General features: G+C 37.9%; 18 protein-coding genes. 15 read left to right on the forward strand and 3 right to left on the reverse strand.

Annotation, left to right across the window (positions count from 1 at the left end; all coding sequences use genetic code 11):
• Position 1 precedes the first annotated feature (1 nt).
• Together XM47_RS14285 and XM47_RS14290 are read left to right on the forward strand one after the other, a co-directional pair.
• Positions 2-2,191 carry a GumC family protein gene (locus XM47_RS14285; RefSeq protein ID WP_048693893.1) on the forward strand — a complete coding sequence of 730 codons (2,190 nt, stop codon included), beginning with the start codon at positions 2-4 and terminating at the stop codon, positions 2,189-2,191.
• An 18-nt stretch (positions 2,192-2,209) separates the two neighbouring features.
• Entirely contained in the window at positions 2,210-2,977 is a 768-nt protein-coding gene (locus tag XM47_RS14290; RefSeq protein WP_048693895.1) for a tyrosine-protein phosphatase, read from the forward strand.
• Between the two features lie 389 nt (positions 2,978-3,366).
• On the opposite strand, the gene XM47_RS14295 is transcribed toward XM47_RS14290, so the two are convergent.
• Complete coding sequence (locus XM47_RS14295; protein ID WP_048693898.1) at positions 3,367-3,762, reverse strand: hypothetical protein; 396 nt, start codon at positions 3,760-3,762, stop codon at positions 3,367-3,369.
• A gap of 209 nt (positions 3,763-3,971) precedes the next feature.
• On the opposite strand from XM47_RS14295, the gene XM47_RS14300 reads away from it, so the two are divergent.
• The 4 genes from XM47_RS14300 to XM47_RS14315 all read left to right on the forward strand — a co-directional run bounded on the left by XM47_RS14300 (position 3,972) and on the right by XM47_RS14315 (position 7,574).
• Entirely contained in the window at positions 3,972-4,451 is a 480-nt protein-coding gene (locus tag XM47_RS14300) for an AAA family ATPase (RefSeq protein ID WP_048693901.1), read from the forward strand.
• 183 nt (positions 4,452-4,634) lie between these two features.
• Positions 4,635-5,792, forward strand: a complete 1,158-nt coding sequence (locus XM47_RS14305) for a cytochrome P450 (protein ID WP_048693977.1) — start codon at positions 4,635-4,637, stop codon at positions 5,790-5,792.
• A 56-nt stretch (positions 5,793-5,848) separates the two neighbouring features.
• Positions 5,849-6,157 (forward strand): 2Fe-2S iron-sulfur cluster-binding protein, encoded by a 309-nt coding sequence (locus XM47_RS14310; protein ID WP_048693904.1) that lies wholly within the window; start codon positions 5,849-5,851, stop codon positions 6,155-6,157.
• A gap of 160 nt (positions 6,158-6,317) precedes the next feature.
• Positions 6,318-7,574: an NAD(P)/FAD-dependent oxidoreductase gene (locus XM47_RS14315; RefSeq protein ID WP_048693907.1), complete on the forward strand. Its 1,257-nt coding sequence runs from the start codon at positions 6,318-6,320 to the stop codon at positions 7,572-7,574.
• Between the two features lie 36 nt (positions 7,575-7,610).
• On the opposite strand, the gene XM47_RS14320 is transcribed toward XM47_RS14315, so the two are convergent.
• Both XM47_RS14320 and XM47_RS14325 read right to left on the reverse strand, forming a co-directional pair.
• The gene (locus XM47_RS14320; protein WP_048693909.1) at positions 7,611-8,150 is read right to left on the reverse strand and encodes a DUF924 family protein; all 540 of its coding nucleotides are present in this window, start codon (positions 8,148-8,150) and stop codon (positions 7,611-7,613) included.
• 232 nt (positions 8,151-8,382) lie between these two features.
• Complete coding sequence (locus tag XM47_RS14325) at positions 8,383-9,051, reverse strand: putative glycoside hydrolase (RefSeq protein ID WP_053084576.1); 669 nt, start codon at positions 9,049-9,051, stop codon at positions 8,383-8,385.
• Between the two features lie 153 nt (positions 9,052-9,204).
• Between XM47_RS14325 and XM47_RS14330 the strand changes: the two genes are divergently transcribed.
• The 9 genes from XM47_RS14330 (at position 9,205) to XM47_RS14370 (ending at position 20,220) form a co-directional block, all read left to right on the forward strand.
• Positions 9,205-9,732 carry a M23 family metallopeptidase gene (locus tag XM47_RS14330; protein WP_149865521.1) on the forward strand — a complete coding sequence of 176 codons (528 nt, stop codon included), beginning with the start codon at positions 9,205-9,207 and terminating at the stop codon, positions 9,730-9,732.
• A gap of 234 nt (positions 9,733-9,966) precedes the next feature.
• Positions 9,967-10,674, forward strand: coding sequence for a 3-keto-alpha-glucoside-1,2-lyase-like domain-containing protein (locus XM47_RS14335; RefSeq protein WP_048693913.1), 708 nt, complete (start codon positions 9,967-9,969; stop codon positions 10,672-10,674).
• Positions 10,675-10,997: 323 nt separating this feature from the next.
• Positions 10,998-12,530 carry a sulfatase-like hydrolase/transferase gene (locus tag XM47_RS14340; RefSeq protein WP_048693916.1) on the forward strand — a complete coding sequence of 511 codons (1,533 nt, stop codon included), beginning with the start codon at positions 10,998-11,000 and terminating at the stop codon, positions 12,528-12,530.
• A gap of 73 nt (positions 12,531-12,603) precedes the next feature.
• A complete protein-coding gene (locus XM47_RS14345) occupies positions 12,604-13,755 on the forward strand; it encodes a mandelate racemase/muconate lactonizing enzyme family protein (protein WP_048693918.1) in 1,152 nt (383 codons plus the stop codon).
• Positions 13,752-15,185, forward strand: a complete 1,434-nt coding sequence (locus XM47_RS14350; protein ID WP_048693921.1) for an aldehyde dehydrogenase family protein — start codon at positions 13,752-13,754, stop codon at positions 15,183-15,185. The genes XM47_RS14345 and XM47_RS14350 overlap by 4 nt, the downstream gene beginning before the upstream one ends.
• 74 nt (positions 15,186-15,259) lie before the next feature.
• Complete coding sequence (locus XM47_RS14355; RefSeq protein ID WP_048693924.1) at positions 15,260-16,705, forward strand: sulfatase-like hydrolase/transferase; 1,446 nt, start codon at positions 15,260-15,262, stop codon at positions 16,703-16,705.
• A 169-nt stretch (positions 16,706-16,874) separates the two neighbouring features.
• Positions 16,875-18,926, forward strand: a complete 2,052-nt coding sequence (locus XM47_RS14360; RefSeq protein ID WP_048693928.1) for a methyl-accepting chemotaxis protein — start codon at positions 16,875-16,877, stop codon at positions 18,924-18,926.
• 243 nt (positions 18,927-19,169) lie between these two features.
• Positions 19,170-19,904: a FadR/GntR family transcriptional regulator gene (locus tag XM47_RS14365; protein WP_048693930.1), complete on the forward strand. Its 735-nt coding sequence runs from the start codon at positions 19,170-19,172 to the stop codon at positions 19,902-19,904.
• 70 nt (positions 19,905-19,974) lie between these two features.
• Positions 19,975-20,220: an Imm32 family immunity protein gene (locus tag XM47_RS14370; protein WP_048693933.1), complete on the forward strand. Its 246-nt coding sequence runs from the start codon at positions 19,975-19,977 to the stop codon at positions 20,218-20,220.
• The last annotated feature ends 509 nt before the right edge of the window (positions 20,221-20,729 follow it).

Here is a 20,729-nt window from a genome sequence, read left to right on the forward strand (position 1 = left end):
CATGTCAGTGAAAGGAAACATGTCAAGTGAAGAGGTGATAGATCTCAGAGCTTACTGGCAGGTTTTGCTTAAATACAAATATCGAATTTTTGGTTTTGTGTTTTTCATTACCTTATCGGTTGCTGTAGTGGTATCGGGTATGAAGCCTGTTTATCGAGCCACAGCATCAATTATGTTGAAAACAGAGCAAGATAAAGCCGTGTCTATTGATGATGTTTATACATTAGACACAAGCCGAAAAGAGTATTTCTTGACTCAACATGAAATTTTACGCTCCAATCGAATTGCGGATGCTGTTATTGAACGAGCTGGTTTGGCTACTCAGCCCGAATATCAAGCAAATGCAAATGTTAGCCCTATATCTCAAGTTAAATCTTTCATGACGGGGTTGTTATCTCAATCAGCCAATCAAGTTCCATCTCAGGAAAAAGCTCAGCGGATTGAAAATAACCGTTTACTTAAAGCATTTAAAAAGAACTTAGGTGTGAGCCCTGTACCAAAAACTTTGCTTGTCAGAATCAGTTACGATTCGTATGACCCAGTTTTAGCGGCCCAAGTTGCCAATACACTCGGTGAAGTTTACATAGAGCAACAATTTGATGCTAAATTATCAATTACTCGTAAAGCCGTAGGTTGGTTAGGAGACAGACTCGAACAGCTTAGAAATCAGCTTTCTAGTTCGGAAAGAAAACTACAGAGTTTTCGTCAAGAACAAGGATTAATCGATATTGAAGGGATTAGCAGTATAGTCGCCAAAGAAATCGAGGATCTGTCCGAAAATTATCGAGATGCAAGACAAAGAAGAGTACAGGCTGAGAGTATAGATATTTTACTCAATGGCAGTATTAATGCTGACTCGGCCGAGTTGTCTAGTTTAACAGAAGTCAGTAATCACCCAGTTATTCGAGAAATAAAACGCGAAGAAATAGACGCAGAGAAAAAAGTATCCGAGTTATCAAAAAGGTACGGACCTAAGCACCCTAAACTCATTTCTGCCAATGCAGAACTCACAGCAGTACAACGTAACCTAAAAGGCCAAATTAATAAGTTAGTTAAAGGGATAGAAAAAGAATTAGTTGCGGCCAAAGAAAGCGAAACTAAACTGCTTGCTCAACTGAATCAAGCCAAGCAAGAATATCAGCAAGTCAGTGCAAAAGAAGCTGAGTACTTAGCATTAAAACGTGAAGTGCAAAGCAACCGTAATTTATACAATACCTTTTTAGCTCGCTTTAAAGAGACAGACATTACAACTGGGTATGATAGCCAGCAAGCTCGCATTATCGACATGGCTAAAGTGCCAATTATGCCCGTTAAACCGAATAAGCCATTACTGGTATTGATTACCTTGATTGCTTCAACCCTTTTTGCTGTCATTGTGGTTTTTATCTTTGATGCGTTAAATGATAGTTTTAGAACCGTCGCTGAAATAGAAGAAAGACTCAAGCTCAAACTCATGGGCTTAGTGCCCTTAATTAAAAAAAACAAACAGGGCAGCATTCCTGTTCGTAGTTTCTATGCACAGGAAAATCGGAACTTTGCCGAGTCAATCCGCACTATGCGTACAGGCCTGTTACTCTCAAATTCTGATAGAGAATGTAAAGTTTTCACTGTGACTTCGTCTATTCCTGAAGAAGGCAAAACCACCACATCAATTAATTTGGCGTTTTCAATGGCACAAATGGAGCGGGTGTTGTTAGTTGAAACAGACTTGCGTCGGCCAAATGTAGGTAAATTATTCGATTTACCGCCTTACCAGTTAGGCTTATCTAATCTACTCACTGGAGCCGCTTGCTTTGAGGAGTGTGTGGTAAAAGATAAAGAAAGTGGCGTCGATATTATCTGTGCTGGTGCTGTGCCTTCAAACCCACTTGAGTTGTTAAGTTCAGACAAATTTAAGCAATTCTTAACGGATGCAAAGCAAAAATATGATCGAATCGTGTTAGATACAGCACCGGCAAATCCAGTTAGCGATGCCGCTGTGATTGCTACCTTATCTGATAGTGTTATTTATGTGGTTCGAGCCAATAGCACTCGGCATGCTACAGTCCAACAAGGCTTAGGAAAACTGATTGAAGTTGGGGCTAGACTTGATGGGGTTGTTTTAGCGCAAGTTGATGTTAATAAAAAAGATGGTTATGGGTATCAGGGGTATTATGATTATTATGGATATGCGGAAAAGTCGGCAATCTAGCACCCGAATGGATTGGGTATGATAGATTTACATAGTCATATTTTGGTTGGTTTAGATGATGGTGCTAAAACTTTTGAAGATGCGCTGGCAATGCTACGCTGTGCTGCATCGCAGGGCGTCAGCCATGTGTTAGCGACACCGCATATCCACCCTGGAATATATGATAACAATATCAATACTATACAGACTGCCTTTGTTGAGCTGTGTAACAAAATAGCAGATTCAGATATCAATATTACGCTTGGTTATGCAGCAGAGGTGAGAATTTGTCCTGAAATTCTCTTTTGGGTGAAAACAGGGGCACTACCTTTTATTGGCCGAGACGGACAATATAACTTACTGCTATTAGAGTTTCCTCACAGCCATATTCCGTCAGGCAGCTTGAAACTCATTGATTACCTGTTAGAACATAAGATTAAGCCCATTATTGCGCACCCTGAAAGAAATAGAGAGATAAGAAAAACGCCAAGGCTGCTACAGACTTTTGTTGATAAAGGTTGTTATTTTCAAATCACCTCAGCTTCTTTATTGGGTGATTTTGGGGAATCTTCAAAACAATTAGCTTGGCAATTGCTGCACGACAAATTAACCGTATACGTTGCGTCTGACATGCATAATCTAACGGGTAGGAGTTGTAAAATGGCTGAGGCTTATTTTGCGGTATCACAAAAATTAGGTTTAGCCTTTGCTAAAAAAGTGTTTTACACCACGGCTTTAAATTTAATCACAGAAAACCTAAGTTTTGCTCTGCAACAAAGAAAAACAGAGGTTAGTTGCTTACCTTAGAAGCTTTGATTTCAGATATTATTAAACATATGAGTCTGGTGATAAACCAAGCCAAAAACATACCTGCAGTGCCAGTTAAGAAATCCTCAATCTCGAATGCTCGAGAGGGGATAAAGTAGTGGCTAATTTCTTCAATCGCAATCATTAGAGTGAGTACGCTAAATAGGGCCAAACCATAGCCGACTTGTGTTATTTTTCGTGGTAACAGTAGATAAAAGCTGAGGAATAGTAAGGAGGCTAAGATGAAGTGGACATTTCTATTGTCGCCTAAAATCGATTCCACAAAAGTATACGCAGAGGGAAATATAGAGATGTCTTTAGACAAGGAAAGAAACACCAAAAAAACGATGTAACACGCCGCTAAACATTGACTAAGCCTTTGCATTAAACTAGCTCCAGAGTCCAAGTGAATAGTCTTCAAATATATTAATCCCAAGCGCGGATTTGATTACGTAAAGGAAACATAATCCGAGCATAAGAGATAAGCTGATAGTTGCTAATAAAATGAGGGCTTTAATTGCGCGAGACATCTGCGCCTCCGCTCTGCTCAGTTCTCTTATGTTTTTACCACATAGTAGGACATAGTAATAATGAGTCGAGCTAAAAGGTAAGCCAAATGTGCCTCTTAAATCTAATTTATGTCGACTCCATTTCCGTGCGCCAAGTGCAATTTTTAGGTGGAGTAGCTGCTCATCGGTAAAAGATTCTGCAACCTCATTTGGCATACGTTGCAAAATCTGCTGCATGGCTGCTTCTTGTCTAACCGTGCTGGTTTGTTGTTTCATTTTGGCCTCCAGCCTAAATCAATTTCTCAATTGATTTACACACTTTAACTGCACATAATGAATACAAATATCATGTGTAAGCTTTTTAATCAAGTGTCTGAGCTAACGAGAATTTTTATGTAATTAAAGTGTTTTTTATATGCTTAAATAGTGTAGAAATTTTAAAGACAATTGGTTGTTTATCAAGCAATAATTCAAAGGGATATCTAATGATTAAAACAATTATATTTGGCAACTCTGGCTCTGGTAAATCTACTCTAGCGGGTAAGTTAAGCACTAAGCACAAAGCTGCACATCTTGATTTAGATACCCTAGCTTGGCAAGCTGTTAATCCGCCGCAGCGAATGCAGATTGATGAATCAGCTAACCTGATTCAAGATTTTTTAGCGCAAAATGACAACTGGGTTATAGAGGGGTGTTACTCGGACTTACTAACTCTGATCGCCCCTTTTGCTACTCAGGCTATTTTTATGAACCTGCCTGTAGCTGCTTGCGTTGAGAATGCTAAAATGCGCCCTTGGGAGCCACACAAATATAAAAGTAAAGCAGATCAAGATGCCAATCTAGACATGCTTATCGCTTGGATTTCGCAATACACTGAACGTACTGACACTTTTTCTCAAATTGCTCACCAAAAATTATTTGATGAATTTAACGGCGATAAACTTATGTACACTAAGAATACCTAATAAAACTTACCAGATTTTCGTATTTTTTAGGAATTGAGGCTAAATAAAAGCGATTTAGCACAAGATTCTGCTATTTTATCACAGGCATCTTTGTATTTTTTATTACCCCTGCTACATATAATGTTGTTAACAATGTGTTGTAGATTACCACTTGGTAATAACAAATTTAGTGAGATGAATCTGATGAAAAAGAGTAAATTAGCCGATCCTTTTGAACAAGCAAGACTTGAATCAGGCATAGGTAAAATGGATGACCAAAATGATCCAGTGACTATGCTGTTAAGGTTAAAAGACGTACGTAAAACAGCGCATAATTGGAAAGTTTTTCAGTCAGGCGCTAAGCCTGGTCGTATCGTTGTGCCTTCTGAGGTTAATATACGAGATACTCGTCAGATCCCATTTGAAGTTGATCCGCCTGAACACGGTGACTATCGAAAACTGGTTGAACCTTGGTTTAAGCGACCGCTAGAAGCAGATTATCAAGCCGCATTGACTAAGCAGATTAATGAAATTGTTGACGAAGCTTTATCTTTAGACGATATCGAAGTCGTTAGTGATTTTTCATTACGTTTACAGTCACGAGCATTGACCTTATTACTCAATACGCCATACAGCGAAGCCGACACTTGGATTGGTTGGGGTACGCATGTATTCAGAAGTGAAGGCGATTCGTTAGATGGTGATAAAGCCAATATTCTATATGACTATATAGATGAACAAATCGAACGAGCAAGTGAAAACCCAAGCGACGACTTATATTCAGTTTTATTAAATTCTGAGCTAAATGGCAGAAAACTGACCAAAGAAGAAGTTAAAGGCGTGATGATTTTAACTTTTGCAGGTGGTAGAGACACAGTTATCAATGCAGTGACGAATTCAATTGCTTATTTTGCTGAGCATCCAGAGTCGCTCGCTCGTTTAAATGACGAACCTGAAATAACAGGCAAAGCGGTTGAAGAGTTAATTCGCTATTTTTCGCCATTAACGCATATGGGTCGTGTTGTTACTGAAGATACGCAAGTTTGTGAACATGCAGCAAAAGCAGATTCTAGAGTTTCACTTTGCTGGGCTTCAGCTAACCGTGATGCATCTGTATTTGAAAATCCAAATGAAGTCGTATTGGACAGAAAATTAAATCCACATGTTGGTTTTGGTTTTAGTCATCACAACTGTTTGGGTGCAACGCATGCACGTCAAATTATGCAGATATTACTGACTAGCTTAGCGCAGAAAGTTAAATCAATTGATATTTTAGATTATGAAGAAAATATTGAAGATTTAGACCAATTTAAGCGCAAAGTTGGTTATGAAAAAATCAAAGTTAAATTTAATCCAAAATAAAGCCATAGTTTTGGCGTTATACATTCAGTTATTTACAAAGTTTTAAGAGGTTTACTATGGCTAAAATTACATTTATTACAACCGATGAATCATCAATCACACTAGAAGCGACTTCAGGGTCAGTTATGGAGTTAGCAGTACAAAACAATGTTGCTGGCATTGATGGAGATTGTGGCGGGGTTTGTTCTTGCGCGACTTGTCACGTACATGTAGATCCTGCTCACTTAGATAAAACGGGTGATGCGAGCGAAATTGAAAAAGACATGCTTGAGCTTGACGATAATGCAAACGAATACAGCAGACTATGTTGTCAGTTAGAAGTATCAGATCAATTAGACGGTGTCATTTTGAGAGTTGCTCAATAACCTAAGTAACCTGAATTCAGAATAAAGTTTTAAGTCTTTGTTAATGATTTCAATTTCTTAGCTAACTTCTTATCCGAGTTCAGGTTAAATTTCTTCTTTATTGCTTCTAGGTAACTAGGGGCAGTCTTCTTATTCGTGCTTCATTTGTTCAGGTTTTGTTATGTCAGATAAATCATCGTTAGATCAAACATGTATCATCATTGGTGCAAGCCATGCTGGGGTTAATTTAGCTTTCTCTTTAAGAAAGGAAGGTTGGCAAGGTGAAATTAAGCTCTTTGATGCGGATCCAATTTTACCTTATCACAGACCACCTTTATCAAAAGCGTATTTAACCAGTGATGACGAGATTGATAAAAATGCACTGAAATCAGCTGAAAGTTATGACAAAGAAAATATCAACCTAAACCTAGGCGTTTCAGTAACTAAAATTGACGCTGAATCTGAACAGATTACCTTATCTGATAACACAGTACATGGTTACGATAAGCTTGTGATAGCGACAGGTGCAAGACCATTAATTCCACCTATCACTGGAATTGAAACTGCCACTCATTTATACCCATTACGTACGGCACTAGATGTGAGTAATATTCGTAAAGCTTTTAACCAAAGCAAGCAAAAAAGAGTGGTTATTATAGGTGGTGGATATATAGGATTAGAAACCGCAGCATCACTTAAAAAATTAGGTGCCAAAGTCACAGTATTAGAGCGCGAAGATAGAATACTGGCGCGTGTTACAGCACCGGAAATGTCAGCGTTTTTCGCTAAGCTACATGCCGATAATGACGTTGACGTTTTTACGGGTAAAAATGTAACCCAAATACAAAATTGTCAAAATGAGAACACAATTATTTGTGCTGATGGCAGTTCATACCAAGCTGATATCATTATTGTGGGCGTCGGCATTCGGGTCAATACAGAGTTAGCTGCTGATGCAGGTATTGAATTAGAAAACGGCATTAAAGTGGATGAAACAACCGCAACTTCGGCTGCTAACATATACGCCATTGGTGACTGTAGTTACCACTACAACCCTCATTACGATCGATTTATTCGTTTAGAGTCGGTGCAAAATGCTGTTGACCAAGCCAAAACCGCAGCTGCTGCGATTAATGGTAAACAAGTCAAGTATGATACTTTACCTTGGTTTTGGTCAGATCAGCATGATGTAAAATTACAAATGGTGGGTTTGTCACAAGGCTATAATCAAATAGTGGTGCGACAGGAGCTAGACGCTGAAAATAAATTCTCTGTTTGGTATTTTGATAACGATACCTTGCTATCTGTAGATGCCGTCAATAATGCTAAGGCTTATGTTTTGGGCACTAAATTTATTAAATCATCGAGCAAACTAGATAAAGCAAAATTAGCTGATGCTAATGTCGAACTTAAACCAGCTAATTTGATTCAAGATTAATCCCCAGCTAGCAAATTTACCCTAGGCTTAAATTTGCTAGAAAGATGAACCGGGCTGTTGTAAAAAGGCTAACTCTTCGGCCGTTGACTCACGACCTAAAATATTATTTCTGTGTGGGTAGCGGCCAAACTTATCGATAATCTCTTTATGCTTTAACTCAAACTCATAATTTGAAGCTAAATTATTATCTTTAAATAATTTAACCGCAACTTGATGGATAGTTGCAGATTCGCTATGCATGAAAGGCATATACAGAAAAGATTTTTGCTCCGGATTGAGTGACTGGTCTAAACCTAATGATATTGCTTCTTGGGATAAAACTAGCGCTATGCTGTCAGCTGAAAACGAATCCGGCTGGCCTCTATATATATTTCTAGAGAATTGATCTAACACTATAATTTCGGCTAATCTGCCTTGAATTGAAGTTCGCCAATGGTAGAGTTCGCCTCTTTTAGCTTGGTTTAAAGTCGCTAAAAATTGTGATTTTATTAACGAATCTAGCGCTTCATCTTTCACCCACCATTGTTTTGGCTCTAATTGAGTAAACCAAAAATTGATTACGTCATCTGCTCGCATGATTATCTCTTGTCTTTGATGTGTCTACTTTCTCGCTAACGTTATTAAGAAAATTAGCTAGGATGTGTATATTGACTTCGCTTGAATAATAGCAGTGCGGGGATAAATTGTTAGAGGAAATGATGAATTTTGAGATTAGGTTCGAATGATGAAGTGCCACGATAAAACTGGCACTTCAATATTCGATGCTATGCTTGTGACGCTAATGGCGTTTTCGCTTAGTCTGTTAAACTTATTTTTTACAACCTTTATTGCCTGCAGGTAAAGAAACTAGGTTAACGTTAGCTATCTCTAATTCCATTTTCCCCTGAGTTGAAATGGCAAAAATATCGGTTAAATTAGCAAAATCAAATTTACCATTTTGGTTAAAACAATTAAGAGGTAAAACAAGAGCTGTCCACTCTGAAGTTGGTAATTGATCAAGTAATGGATTTAACGGCATATCGTTTTCACATTTATTTGACCAATTACACCTCATTGCAATTTTAGCAATGGAAGTTGGCTTACGATGGATTTTAAGCTCAATATTCAAAGCAGCTTTATCTTCAATGCTAGAAAGATCGATTTTACGACCATTTAAAGTCACATTTGAGAACCAAGCTGATTTCGAATTACGGCCACGCCATTTAAAGATTAAAGTATCGTTATCCGCATAGCGTTTTGACGGACTAACCGTTAAATTACCGCGCTGGGTTTTACCTTTTTGTTCTGTGACTGGTTCACCCCAGGCAAAAGCGTTGCCTACTGTTAATTTCCATGGTGATAAAGGCTTCCCTGACTCTATATAGTTTGTTAACGAATTATCTGCATGACTATTAAATGTAATAAAATTTAAAGCTACTACAAGAAATAGTAAAGCAGATTTAGTCATAGTGAGTTTTGTCAGTTGATATGAAAACATTTACAGCTCCAAAATTTTTAATCTTTATTAGTATGTTTTCTATATGAGTAAAAGTAAAGTCAATTGTTAACAATTTATCGTTTTTTTGATATGAACTTTTAAACATAAGTGATCTCATATACTTTTATCTTTTACAATAATTTAAAAACAAATATGAAATTCTTTATCACGCTGCGACGTACCTTATTAGCGTCTGGCGCCAGCCTATTTCTGCTTGGATTTTTAATACCTGAAGCTAAATTGATACCGGTAGATGCCGCAACCCCCAATGACTGGAATAAAGATTCCTTTTGGTATGAGCCGTGGGGGACTTCTGGTGTTCATAAAGGAATTGATATTTTCGCTAACAAAGGAACGAGTGTCATTGCACCTGTTGATATGCTTGTTTTGTATACTGGGGAAAGTAGCAAAGGAGGAAAAATTATTGTGGGATTAGGGCCAAAATGGCGGATCCATTATTTTGCCCATTTAGATCAAATTTCAGCTAACTTGGCATTTGCTATGTTATCGGGTTCAAAATTGGGGACTGTCGGTGATACAGGGAATGCAACAGGCAAGCAAGCGCATCTTCATTATTCTATTTTGAGTTTAGTCCCATTACCTTGGCGCATTGATAATTCAACTCAAGGATATAAAAAAGCTATTTACATAAATCCGATAGAGTATTTTGAAGCGCAATAATCTGATAAAAAAGGGCGGAATTACGGCATGACGCATAATCCGCCCAACAGACCTAACTCTTGGTTTAATTTGAAATCGAATTTAAATTGTATTCTATCCGTGTAAGCAAATTTGCCAATATATACATATTATGTTTACATATTAACTATCAATTTTTGGCAAGTTGAATTTGATGAATCGTCCAGAGCGGTTTTATCTATCCTAAATTTTCATGTCCATTTCAAAGGTATCTAAATGCAGTTGACCATTGTTTTTCGAGTATTAGTTATATTTACTGGCATACTTTTTTGTCAATCTATTTTCGCTCAAGTGGAACCAACTAAATTTTTTGAAGATAAATTTGAACGCAACGAATCTCAGGAACTGACAGAAGAAATTGGCCAAGGTTGGTTTAGTAATAGTGCTAATAGAGCTGGGGGCTATAAGCAGGTAGATCTAAACAAAGGTGTTCTGCATATACAAAAAAAGCCAAAAGGAAAGTATGCCGTTAACTTGAAACATGCGCTCAATGTGAAAGACGCTCGAATTCAGTTTAACTTTGAATTTGCGAGTAAAAAGGGAGCTCGTTTTAATTTTTATGACACACAAGCTAAAGATAAAGCGATTTCAGGGCATGTATGCCAAGTGCGACTAGATAAAAACAAAATTATCTTACTCGATCAAATGGGTGGTAAATTCAATGTCGGTTTTAATAATTTAGATAAACAGGCCCAAAAGAAGTTATTAGCTGAAACGACAGCTTCAGTGCCTTACCAATTTGTCATTGGCCAGTGGTATGAAATGATCATTGAAATCCAAGATAGTCAATTAACTGCTTTTATTAATGGCGAAAAAATCGCAACGCTTGAATCTATAGGGATCAATCACACTAACAAGACTGAATTTGGTTTCTCAGTTGTTGATGAACTTAAGATTAAAGATATTAGTTTTTGGCAGTTATAAGCCAATTTAGCAGGCAAAGAAAATAGCTAGGGTCTTATGTAAAACCTTTGTAAATCCTTCCATAAATTTATATTTTTAAATCAATTCATATTGACTAATCAAACATCACATGTTTATATTGTAATTATGATGTGTTAATTTGTTGTAAACAATAAGCCTAGTGTTTCAAATAAACTGAATGTTTTTTTAACCTGTCGGTTTTATCTATGTAGTACAAGGTGAACTAGATATACATCATCATTTTTGGGTCAGGCTTGGGTTATCAGTCTGCTTATACAACAACCCACAAAACATAACGTGGAACGAATTTATAAGAGTTTTTTATGTTTAGTAAATTAACGAGTTCAATAGTGGTGGCGCTGAGTGTACTTACTGCTGGCTGTGCGTTACAGCCAGAGTCAGACACTTTAGCCCAAGAAACCAATGGCGCTAAAAAGCCAAATGTACTGATTATCTTTTTTGATGATATGCGATTTGATACCTTTTCTTATCGTGGCGGTCCAGTTAATACACCTAACATAGATGCTTTAGCAAGTGAAGGTACAAGATTTGACTATGCAATGACAACCACAGGTCTTTGTTCACCCTCTCGTGCTGCCTTATTCACTGGGCGTTGGGGCCACAAAAATGGTTTAGATGATAATGTTGAATTATACCATTCACGCCTAGCAGAGCTGGATCCAAAAGAAGGTGGTTTACTTAGAAGAGCTTCAGAAGCTGGTTACTTAGTCGGACATGTTGGTAAGTGGCACTTAGGGGCTAGAGGTACAGAGTTACGTGGTGCTGAAATTGACTTGGCGCATGGCCATGAACCTCGCGAACGCTTTACTCGCCAATGGACGCCATATGTAAAAGTGCCTCAAGTAAAAGGTTATTACGAAGGTAAATTAGATGCAAATAATGAAAAGCATGAGTACTGGATGACTTTACCTGGTACTTATGAAGATACAGCGGCCTACAAGAAACTTGTCCATGGTCAAAACATGATTAGACAAGCAGCTAAAGATGATCGTCCTTTCTTTGGTGTCATAAGCTTTAATCAGCCTCATCCTGCATATCGAGTACCTGAGCCATATGCAAGCATGTTTGATCCTGCAACTTTAGAGTTGCCAGAAAATCATTTAGCTGAAAGAAAAAATAAACCGCTTGCGCAAGATGGTATTTGGTGGCCTTGGCACGATGTTGGCCATATGAGCGATATGGATTGGCGCAAATCTAGAGCTTATTACTATGGCGCTATCGCTATGGTTGACCGAATTATCGGTGACATTATTAAAACGGCTAAAGAAGAAGGCATGTATGAAGATCTGCATATCGTTTTATTGGGTGACCAAGGCAGTATGTTAGGTGAACATGGCTTATATGATAAAGGCCCTTACGCTTATGACGAATTAATGCGTATGCCACTTATTATTAAAAAACCAACAGCAGAGCCTAAGATCATTAACCGCCAAGTTTCCATGCTAGACATAACGCCAACATTAGCAGAATGGATGGGCTTAGAAAATGACGGCGATGTTGACGGCGAATCTTTAAACCCATTAATTGAGAAAGGTGATGCAGCTAAGCAAGGTGAACCGGATACGGCTTTATATGCTTATGAGTGGTACAACGGCTCTTGGTTTGGCATACGCGCCATTAGAACGCCTGAAATGAAATTTGTCTGGAATCCAGGCGATACACGAGATGAATTGTATGATCTGAAAAATGATCCTATTGAAGTTAACAACCTGATTAAAGACAAAAAGTATCAGAGTCAATTAGCTGAGATGGCCAAAATGTTGGAGCAAGAATTAACCCGTATTGAAGATCCATCGGTGAAAATGTTTCGTCACCATTACAAAAAGTATCTTTGATAACTAATCGATTTGTCTGAGATAAAAGCTAGCAAGAAAAGCTTTTGTCTCATTTTTAAGAAGTGAATAAACCATGAAAATTAAATGTATCCGAACCCATCATTTACGTTGCCATCTAGATAATCCTTTTGGTTTTTCTCAATGGTCTTACGCACAGCGAAACGTATTAGTTATTGAAGTTATAACAGATACAGGCGTGTCAGGTTGGGGCGAATGTTATGGTCCTGCGGATGTCATTCAAGGTGCGGTCGAAAAATTCTATGCACCAAGAGTGATTGGTATGGATGCTATATCAACAGATAAAATTTGGTCACATATGTGGCGTTCATCATTAGATTTTGCCCGTGGTGGTGTCATGATGGCCGCTATGTCTGGTATTGACATGGCGCTTTGGGACTTAAAAGGTAAGGCGCTAGGTCTAAGCGTTAGCGAACTAATGGGCGGCAGAAATCGTGATATCGTTCCTTGTTATGCAACGGGCATGTATTACCTAGACTTACCAGAAGAAGAGCTTTTACCTAAGTTAGTTGAAGAAGGTGTTGGTTACGCTAAAGAAGGTTTCCAAGCGATGAAAATCAAAGTCGGTAAAAATATCGATTTTGATTCAAAATTCATTGTTGCATTGAGAGAAGCCTTACCAAATACGCAATTAATGGCAGACTCTAATCATGCTTTTGACCTACCTGAAGCGATCAAAATCGGTCGACTACTTGATGAAAATGATTACGGCTGGTTTGAAGAGCCGTTATCGCCAGAGCATTACAAGCAATTTAGACAATTACAAGACAAGCTAGATTTACCAATCGCAACTGGTGAATGCGAGCAAACGCGTTTTGGCTTCCAAAAATTAATCGAAACTGGTGGCGTTCAAATAGTGCAAGCTGACTTAGCTTACTGCGGTGGGCCAAGTGAAGCACTGAAGATTAGAACTTTAGCGTCAGCAAATGGTTTGAATATGTTGCCACATGTTTGGGGAACTCAACTAAACTTAGCTGCTGCAACTCACTTTTTAGCGACGGCATATCATGAACCAGGTAGAGCCGAAGAAAAACAATTACTACTTGAATATGATAGAACTGAAAACCCATTAAGAGATGATATCTACGAGGTTTCCGTTCAAGTAGAAAGGGGTAACGCAATTGTGCCGACAGCACCTGGTTTAGGTGTAACAATTAATAAATCAGCAATGAAAGAATTTGAAGTTAATGGGACAGAAACACTATGAAGACGAATGAATACAGAATGCTAATTAATGGTGAGTTAGTCTCTTCACCTAAAACATTTTCAGTTGTTAATCCAGCAACAGGCGAAGTCATTGCTGAAGTTCCTGATGCTCGCCCAGAACATATTACACAAGCATTAGAAAGCTCAAAAGAAGGCTTTAAAATATGGTCTGCTATGCCATTAAGCCAAAGAGAGCCAATTATCCTAGCTTATGCTGATTTACTTGAGCAGCACAAAGATGAAATCATTGATATCTTAATCGCTGAAACAGGTAAGCCTGCGGATAACGCAGAATACGATTTTGGTATGCTGACAACTTGTTTACGTTTCTTTGTTGAAGAAATGAAACGTATTGACCAGCCTGTTATTCCAGATCCAGATGGACGCATCTTAAACTACATTCGTCGTCAACCTTTAGGCGTTGTGGTTGGTTATCTTGCTTGGAATTTCCCACTACTAAATGTTGGTTATAAAATTGGCCCATCTTTAGCGGCTGGTTGCGCAGCAATCATCAAACCGTCACAAGCGACGCCTTTAGCGTCATTAAAATGTGCTGAGTTAGCGATTGAAGCGGGTATCCCTGCTGGTGTGGTTAATATGATCACAAGTGATGATTATGATATTACTGACCCGTTATTAACGAGTGATGATGTTTCATTATTTACCATGATAGGTTCCACTCGTGCGGGTGTTGGCGCGATGAAGACAGCTTGTACCAGTGTTAAGCACTTCTCTGTTGAGTTAGGCGGTAATGCACCAGTGATCGTTTATGACGATGCAGATGTTAAAAAAGCAGCGCAAAGCATAGTGGATCTTAAATTCGCTAATTCAGGTCAAGTTTGTGTGTCGCCAAATCGTTGTATGGTGCACGAATCTATCTACGATGAATTTGTTGCTGAAGCAACTGCACATGCGCAAGGGATTTCACTTGCTGCAGGCCGAGTTGAAGGTCGCATTATGGGACCTTTAATCAATGAGAAAGAACGTACTCGAATTGTTGGTTTAGTTAAAAATGCGGTTGAAAATGGCGCTGAAGTTGTACTAGGCGGCAACATACCTGAAGGTAACCCAGGTTATTACTTAGAACCGACTATATTAAAAAATGTCGATTTATCAATGTCATTAGTGAAAGACGAAATATTTGGCCCTGTATTACCTATCATTAAGTATACAGACGCTGATGATGTCATCGCCCTAGCTAACGACAATGAATATGGCTTATCGGCTTATGTTTACACAACTAATTTACAACGTGGTTTACAAGCTGCAGATCAAATCAAAGCCGGCAGCGTTTGTGTAAATGAAGTTCACTATGGTGTTCACTTACCTCATGGTGGCTTAAAACAAAGTGGTGTAGGTAAAGATTGTTCACAATATAGCTTAACTGAATACTTAACGCTTAAACGTGTTTCAGTTCAAATTAGCGAATAATCAGATTCTTTAATATATTTATGGTTATCGAATGATTCGGTAGCCATAAAATCTCAACATATTGGACGCTTACAATGCAATTGCTAAATAAAAAACATCTAATATTCGTTTTACTCACTCTAGTCCTTGGTTGTGAATCAGTAGCAACGCCGGTTGATGACTCTAGGCCGAACATTTTATTTATTTTAACTGATGATATGGGCTACGCTGATGTCAGTTTTAATGGTTCAAAAGACATACAAACTCCGTCATTAGATGAATTAGCTGAAGGTGGCATTACTTTTAGTGCTGCGTATATGGCTCACCCTTTCTGCGGCCCAAGCCGAACAGCGTTAATGACAGGTCGTTACCCACATAAAATTGGTTCACAATTTAATTTGCCAAATACTATGCCTAATTTAGGTGTACCTAAAGATGAAACTTTCATTAGCACAGTGTTGCAAAAATCAGGCTATTTTACGGGTGTAGTTGGCAAGTGGCATATAGGTGAAGGTAAGGAATTCCATCCTAATCAACGTGGTTTCGATGAATTTTATGGTTTTACTGGGGGCGGTCATGACTATTTCCCTGAGCGCTTTAATAAAGCTTATAACAATTTAAAAGCGAGAAATGCTAAGTTCATTCCAGAGTATTTAAGACCATTAGAGCACAATGGTGTTGAAGTTGAAGAGCAAGAATATATTACCGATGCTTTATCTAGAGAAGCGGTTAACTTTATTAATAAAGCGGCTAAAAAAGATGATCCTTTCTTTTTATACTTAGCTTATAACGCACCACATACACCGATGCAAGCCTTGCAAAAAGATATGGATATGTTCCCACATATCACAGATCAAAAACGTAAAGTTTATGCAGGTATGGTTTATGCGGTTGATCGCGGTGTTGCTCGAATTGTTGAAGCATTAAAGCAAAATAAGCAGTTTGAAAATACACTAATCGTATTTGCAAGCGACAATGGTGGTAAGCCAAACACTGGTGCGAATAACTACCCATTAAAAGGTCGTAAAGGCGATGTCCATGAAGGTGGCTATCGTACGCCTATGTTTTTCCATTGGCCGAAGCAAATTAAGCCTAATCAAAAGAATGATTTTAGATTGTTATCACTTGATTTATACCCGACGTTTGCTGCTTTAGGCGAAGCCAAAATTCCTGAGGGTAAAAAACTGGATGGTAAAAATGTTTTTCCTCACTTAATGAATGGCACAGATCCTCACGCAGGTGAAGCTAGCTACACTCTACGTCATAGAGGTTATTCAAGTGATGCATCAGCGAGAAGAGATAACTGGAAAGCGGTTAAAACCGGAGATAATAATTGGGTCCTTTACGATATTGAGAAAGATATTGCGGAAACAACCGATGTCAGTGCGCAGCACCCAGACATTTTACGTGACCTAGTATTAGAAATGGAAGGTTGGAGCTGGTCTAACCAAGAACCACTTTGGTTCCATAATACTGAAGAAGGGTATTTATGGCGTAAAGAAGGTATGCCTAAATTCCATGAGACTTTTAAGCTTAAGTAATAAGTTTGTGTGAGATAAAGCTCAGTTGACTCCTTTGGGCTTTATCTTTTTTATATAAATCAAGTATTTCAATGAACAAATATGGATTTTTTCGCCAAAATGAAAGATTGATACTAAGCTAATATCATTGTAAATAGTGATATTAGCCACAATTTCACGGGAACAGTAAATGGGAATATTAAGTCATTTAAATATTCGCAGCCGTATTATTATACTCGCTGTGTTACCTATGCTTATTATAGGTTTATTTTCGTTAAATCAGTATCGAACGGCTAAAAAAGAGCAGCTCATATTTGAAAATTTAAAGTTTGTTATGGCTTTATCCTACGAAGCCGGTAAGTTGATGGATCAAGTTCAAAATGAACGAGATTTATCCAACGGTTTTTTAGCGAAAGAAAATAACTTTGTTGGCCCCCTAGGTGAGTATTTTGGTAGTCAGGGGAATGAATTCGAAAGCTCTCTCAAACAAAGCCGCCAGGCAGTTGATACCCAGCTCGGACTATTTAACCAATATATTCAAAATCATCAAACTGAAATTGCTTTGGTGCCTGAAGTTGCTGAAGAGCTAACGTCACTAAAAAATAGCATAGAGGCTATGTTGGAAGCGAGATCGTTAGTTGACCAATATATTATTAAAGACGGTAATAAGTGGGTTTTGGTAACCTATGATGCGACCTCACAAAGATTTTATAAATTATTTGAAGCGATTGTTCGTATTGCGTCGAACAACCGAGAATTATCTCTGCTAAGCAATGCATATAATGCTTTAGTTAATTTAGGTGAAAGATACTCTGTTGAGCGAGGTGTTGTGCTCAGAGCTATCTATATGAAAAATCTAGATTATAATTTATATGCCAGAGAAAAAACCACACGACAAGAATTGTCAAACGCAGTAGAGCGTTTTAACGCATTTGCTTCAAGAGCGTTAAGAATCGAATTTAGGCAACAACATTTAGAGTCTGAGTTATACAAAAAAGTTAATTCATCTTGGATTAAATTTAGAGGTTCTGCGGGCAAAAAATTAGATCTAGATGCTAACCAATGGTACAGAGATTCGAGCCAAAATATAGATAGCCTTAATGATTTCAAAAGAGACTTAGCAAAAAGAATCGAAACTAAAGCCGATGAATTATACGACCAAGCTGTATCACGCGTTTGGGTGAGTTTAGCTATCATAATTGGTGGTGTGCTATTTATGGCGGTCTTCTCGTTCGTTATTATCCGTTCCATCGTCAAACCGCTTAAAAATATGGTTAAAGAATTGAGCTATGTTGCTAAAAATAAAGATTTAGTTTATCCAGTCACAGTAACAGGCACAGATGAGCTTTCTGAAGTAGCAAGCGCATTCCAGTTATTATTAAGTAGCTTTAATAAAACTTTAGCTGGAGTTAGAGACGTCGAAGCTAAAATGATTAAGTTAACTGAGAATGTTTCTAACTCAATGACGATAATTCAGACAAGGGCTAACAATCAAAATAAAAACACAGATGGCGTTTCAGTTGCAATGAATGAAATGACGGCCTCGGTTAAAGAAGTTTCTAACAGTGCTATTTACACTTCTGATGCTGTTTTGAGGTTGTTCGAAATGTCAGATAAAAGCGCTAAAGGTGCAACAACTAGTAAAGAAATTATGGAAACCTTAACTGGTGAGTTAGATACCGCGACCTTACTGGTTGAACAACTAAATACCGAAAGCAATGCGATTGGCGATGTTATCAATGTGATTCAAGGTATTGCTGAACAAACAAATTTACTGGCACTCAATGCAGCAATTGAAGCGGCAAGGGCAGGTGAGCAGGGTAGAGGTTTTGCTGTGGTTGCAGATGAGGTTAGAAGCTTAGCAAGTAGAACTCAAGAATCGACAGGGCATATTAAGCATCAAATTGAAGCGCTGCAAAAGGGAACTCATACCGTCACTTCTAATATGGAGCAGTTGAAGGCTCAAGGTATTAAAGCTGTTGATGTTGTAGTGGAAAGCTTAGGGGCGTTTAGCGTATTACATCAAGAGCTTGATGATATCGCTAAAATGTCGACCCAAATTGCCACGGCTGCCGAAGAGCAAACGGTTGTATCTGATGATATCAATAAGCAAATTCACGAAATTAAAGAAGATTCTGAAGAGATGTCGCATCATGTACAGCAAACGCAGATGGCGAGCCAAGAATTGAATGAAACTTCTGAAGTTTTAGATTCTTACATAGATGAGTTTAAATGCGGCTAATACAAATAATTAGCACGTAACCTTACATATACTTTTCAAGTCACAAAGCTGGGGTTTAGGTCCCAGCTTTTTAAGTTAAACCCTGTAGCTATTCTGACAACTCCATCCTCATTCCACTTAATTAATCTAAACAAGTTATAAAAATTGATTTTATATTTGACTAGATTAGATTAAAGTTGAAACTTAAAGGTAAAATGTTTATATTAAAGTCAAGTTTAAAAGTATGATAATTGTGAAAGTATTATGAGTGAATTTGTATATTACGATTTAAAAAGTGCAGCTAAGATGACCCCTAGCTTGCCAATTCAAGTAGCTCGAGAGTTAGGTAGACGTATTGTTGCTGGTACTTTTGAACCAGGTTCATTAATTGATGACGAAAATAAATTAGCTGATCGATATCAAGTTAGTCGAGTGGTTATTCGTGATGCGGTTAAAATTCTTGTCGGCAAAGGCTTACTTGATGTTCGTCGTGGCATTGGTACTAAAGTAAGGCCAAGAGATCAATGGGTTTTATGGGATGACGATGTTTTAGCTTGGCATATATCAGCTCCGCCTTGTCCTGCATTTTTAAAACAATTGATGGATATTCGCTTAGCGTTTGAGCCCAAAGCAGCGAGATGGGCAGCAGAAAGAGCATCCGATCAAGATATCTCAGCAATAGAAGCGGCCATTTTATCTATGGAAGCCAACAAAAACTCTATTGATAAGTTTATTGTTGCCGATGCACATTTTCATAAAGCAGTATTAAGAGCGGCTCATAACGAATTTTTAAGTTCAATGGAAGGCGTTATCTACTCTGCGTTATTGGTTAGTGTTCAAATTACGAACCAAGATGCTGCTCAAAATGAAGCGTCAATTCCGTTTCATCGTGAAGTTTATCAGGCTATTTTAGATAAAGACGCTGCACTGGCGGAATCTTTAACTGAAAAACTACTGGGTGATGCATCTACTCGATTAAGAAAAGAATTTAACGTTTAGTTTGTTAATATTTAATTATTTTTAACAATGCCGCTCTTTAGCGGCATTGTTATAAGTCAAAAGGAAATTCATGCTAACAGTTGAGAAAGACAAGGATGCTGAACAGGTTTATATCCATGGTTCTCCAGAACAGTTGCGCTGGCTATCACGCAGATTAGACGCTATTGCTATGCAAGCTGAAAAGTCCGGTCATGCTCATGATCATTTTATGACAGAAGACTGGGGGGGAAATGAACTAACCAATGAACTTATTGGCAACCCAAAATCTCACGCAATAGTGAACCACTTGATTGTGTATGGTCATGCTTCAAAGTAAATTGTCTTATAACAAACCACTTAAGGCTCTCGCTCCGCTCCTAATTTTAGCCTACGTGTTACTGCCCCTTAGTGGGGTGTTGTTTAGACCTACCCAAAGCCTTGTTAATTTAGTGTCAAAACCCCCCATAAAATTTAATATAGATTATTGATATTGTTTTAAACTTAAATTTTGTAATGTTTAGTTTACAAATATTAAGTTTATCCTATATGCTATAAAATTTTTATCTATATTTATCAGTATGTTAAATATAGATAAATTCTTCTTACCTTAGGTTTTCTAGCCTTTATTCTTGTTTAAGTATCTGTTTTTATGAGGTTTTTATCTATTCTCATGTCATGCTTCTTCAATTTCATATTGGTTTTTTATACTACTTATTCTTGTTGTTGGTAGGGGAGATCAAGACTAAACCTCAATCTTCCCATCTCTCATCTGAAACGTTTTCATTTTCTTTAAACCTGTCCTATATATCTAAAAGTTTAATTTAAGCGCCTATTAAGCCGCATATA

Origin of the sequence: Catenovulum maritimum (assembly GCF_001050375.1) — a bacterium.
In the GTDB taxonomy this organism is placed as follows: domain Bacteria; phylum Pseudomonadota; class Gammaproteobacteria; order Enterobacterales; family Alteromonadaceae; genus Catenovulum; species Catenovulum maritimum.

What these genes read in the sequence shown, in the direction of transcription:
- XM47_RS14340 (WP_048693916.1), top strand. Translation starts at nt 10,998, where the DNA reads ATGTTTAGTAAATTAACGAGTTCAATAGTGGTGGCGCTGAGTGTACTT.
- XM47_RS14300 (WP_048693901.1), top strand. Translation starts at nt 3,972, where the DNA reads ATGATTAAAACAATTATATTTGGCAACTCTGGCTCTGGTAAATCTACT.
- XM47_RS14360 (WP_048693928.1), top strand. Translation starts at nt 16,875, where the DNA reads ATGGGAATATTAAGTCATTTAAATATTCGCAGCCGTATTATTATACTC.
- XM47_RS14330 (WP_149865521.1), top strand. Translation starts at nt 9,205, where the DNA reads ATGAAATTCTTTATCACGCTGCGACGTACCTTATTAGCGTCTGGCGCC.
- XM47_RS14345 (WP_048693918.1), top strand. Translation starts at nt 12,604, where the DNA reads ATGAAAATTAAATGTATCCGAACCCATCATTTACGTTGCCATCTAGAT.
- XM47_RS14315 (WP_048693907.1), top strand. Translation starts at nt 6,318, where the DNA reads ATGTCAGATAAATCATCGTTAGATCAAACATGTATCATCATTGGTGCA.
- XM47_RS14310 (WP_048693904.1), top strand. Translation starts at nt 5,849, where the DNA reads ATGGCTAAAATTACATTTATTACAACCGATGAATCATCAATCACACTA.
- XM47_RS14355 (WP_048693924.1), top strand. Translation starts at nt 15,260, where the DNA reads ATGCAATTGCTAAATAAAAAACATCTAATATTCGTTTTACTCACTCTA.
- XM47_RS14365 (WP_048693930.1), top strand. Translation starts at nt 19,170, where the DNA reads ATGAGTGAATTTGTATATTACGATTTAAAAAGTGCAGCTAAGATGACC.
- XM47_RS14295 (WP_048693898.1), bottom strand. Translation starts at nt 3,762, where the DNA reads ATGAAACAACAAACCAGCACGGTTAGACAAGAAGCAGCCATGCAGCAG.
- XM47_RS14320 (WP_048693909.1), bottom strand. Translation starts at nt 8,150, where the DNA reads ATGCGAGCAGATGACGTAATCAATTTTTGGTTTACTCAATTAGAGCCA.
- XM47_RS14370 (WP_048693933.1), top strand. Translation starts at nt 19,975, where the DNA reads ATGCTAACAGTTGAGAAAGACAAGGATGCTGAACAGGTTTATATCCAT.
- XM47_RS14325 (WP_053084576.1), bottom strand. Translation starts at nt 9,051, where the DNA reads ATGTTTTCATATCAACTGACAAAACTCACTATGACTAAATCTGCTTTA.
- XM47_RS14305 (WP_048693977.1), top strand. Translation starts at nt 4,635, where the DNA reads ATGAAAAAGAGTAAATTAGCCGATCCTTTTGAACAAGCAAGACTTGAA.
- XM47_RS14350 (WP_048693921.1), top strand. Translation starts at nt 13,752, where the DNA reads ATGAAGACGAATGAATACAGAATGCTAATTAATGGTGAGTTAGTCTCT.
- XM47_RS14335 (WP_048693913.1), top strand. Translation starts at nt 9,967, where the DNA reads ATGCAGTTGACCATTGTTTTTCGAGTATTAGTTATATTTACTGGCATA.
- XM47_RS14285 (WP_048693893.1), top strand. Translation starts at nt 2, where the DNA reads ATGTCAGTGAAAGGAAACATGTCAAGTGAAGAGGTGATAGATCTCAGA.
- XM47_RS14290 (WP_048693895.1), top strand. Translation starts at nt 2,210, where the DNA reads ATGATAGATTTACATAGTCATATTTTGGTTGGTTTAGATGATGGTGCT.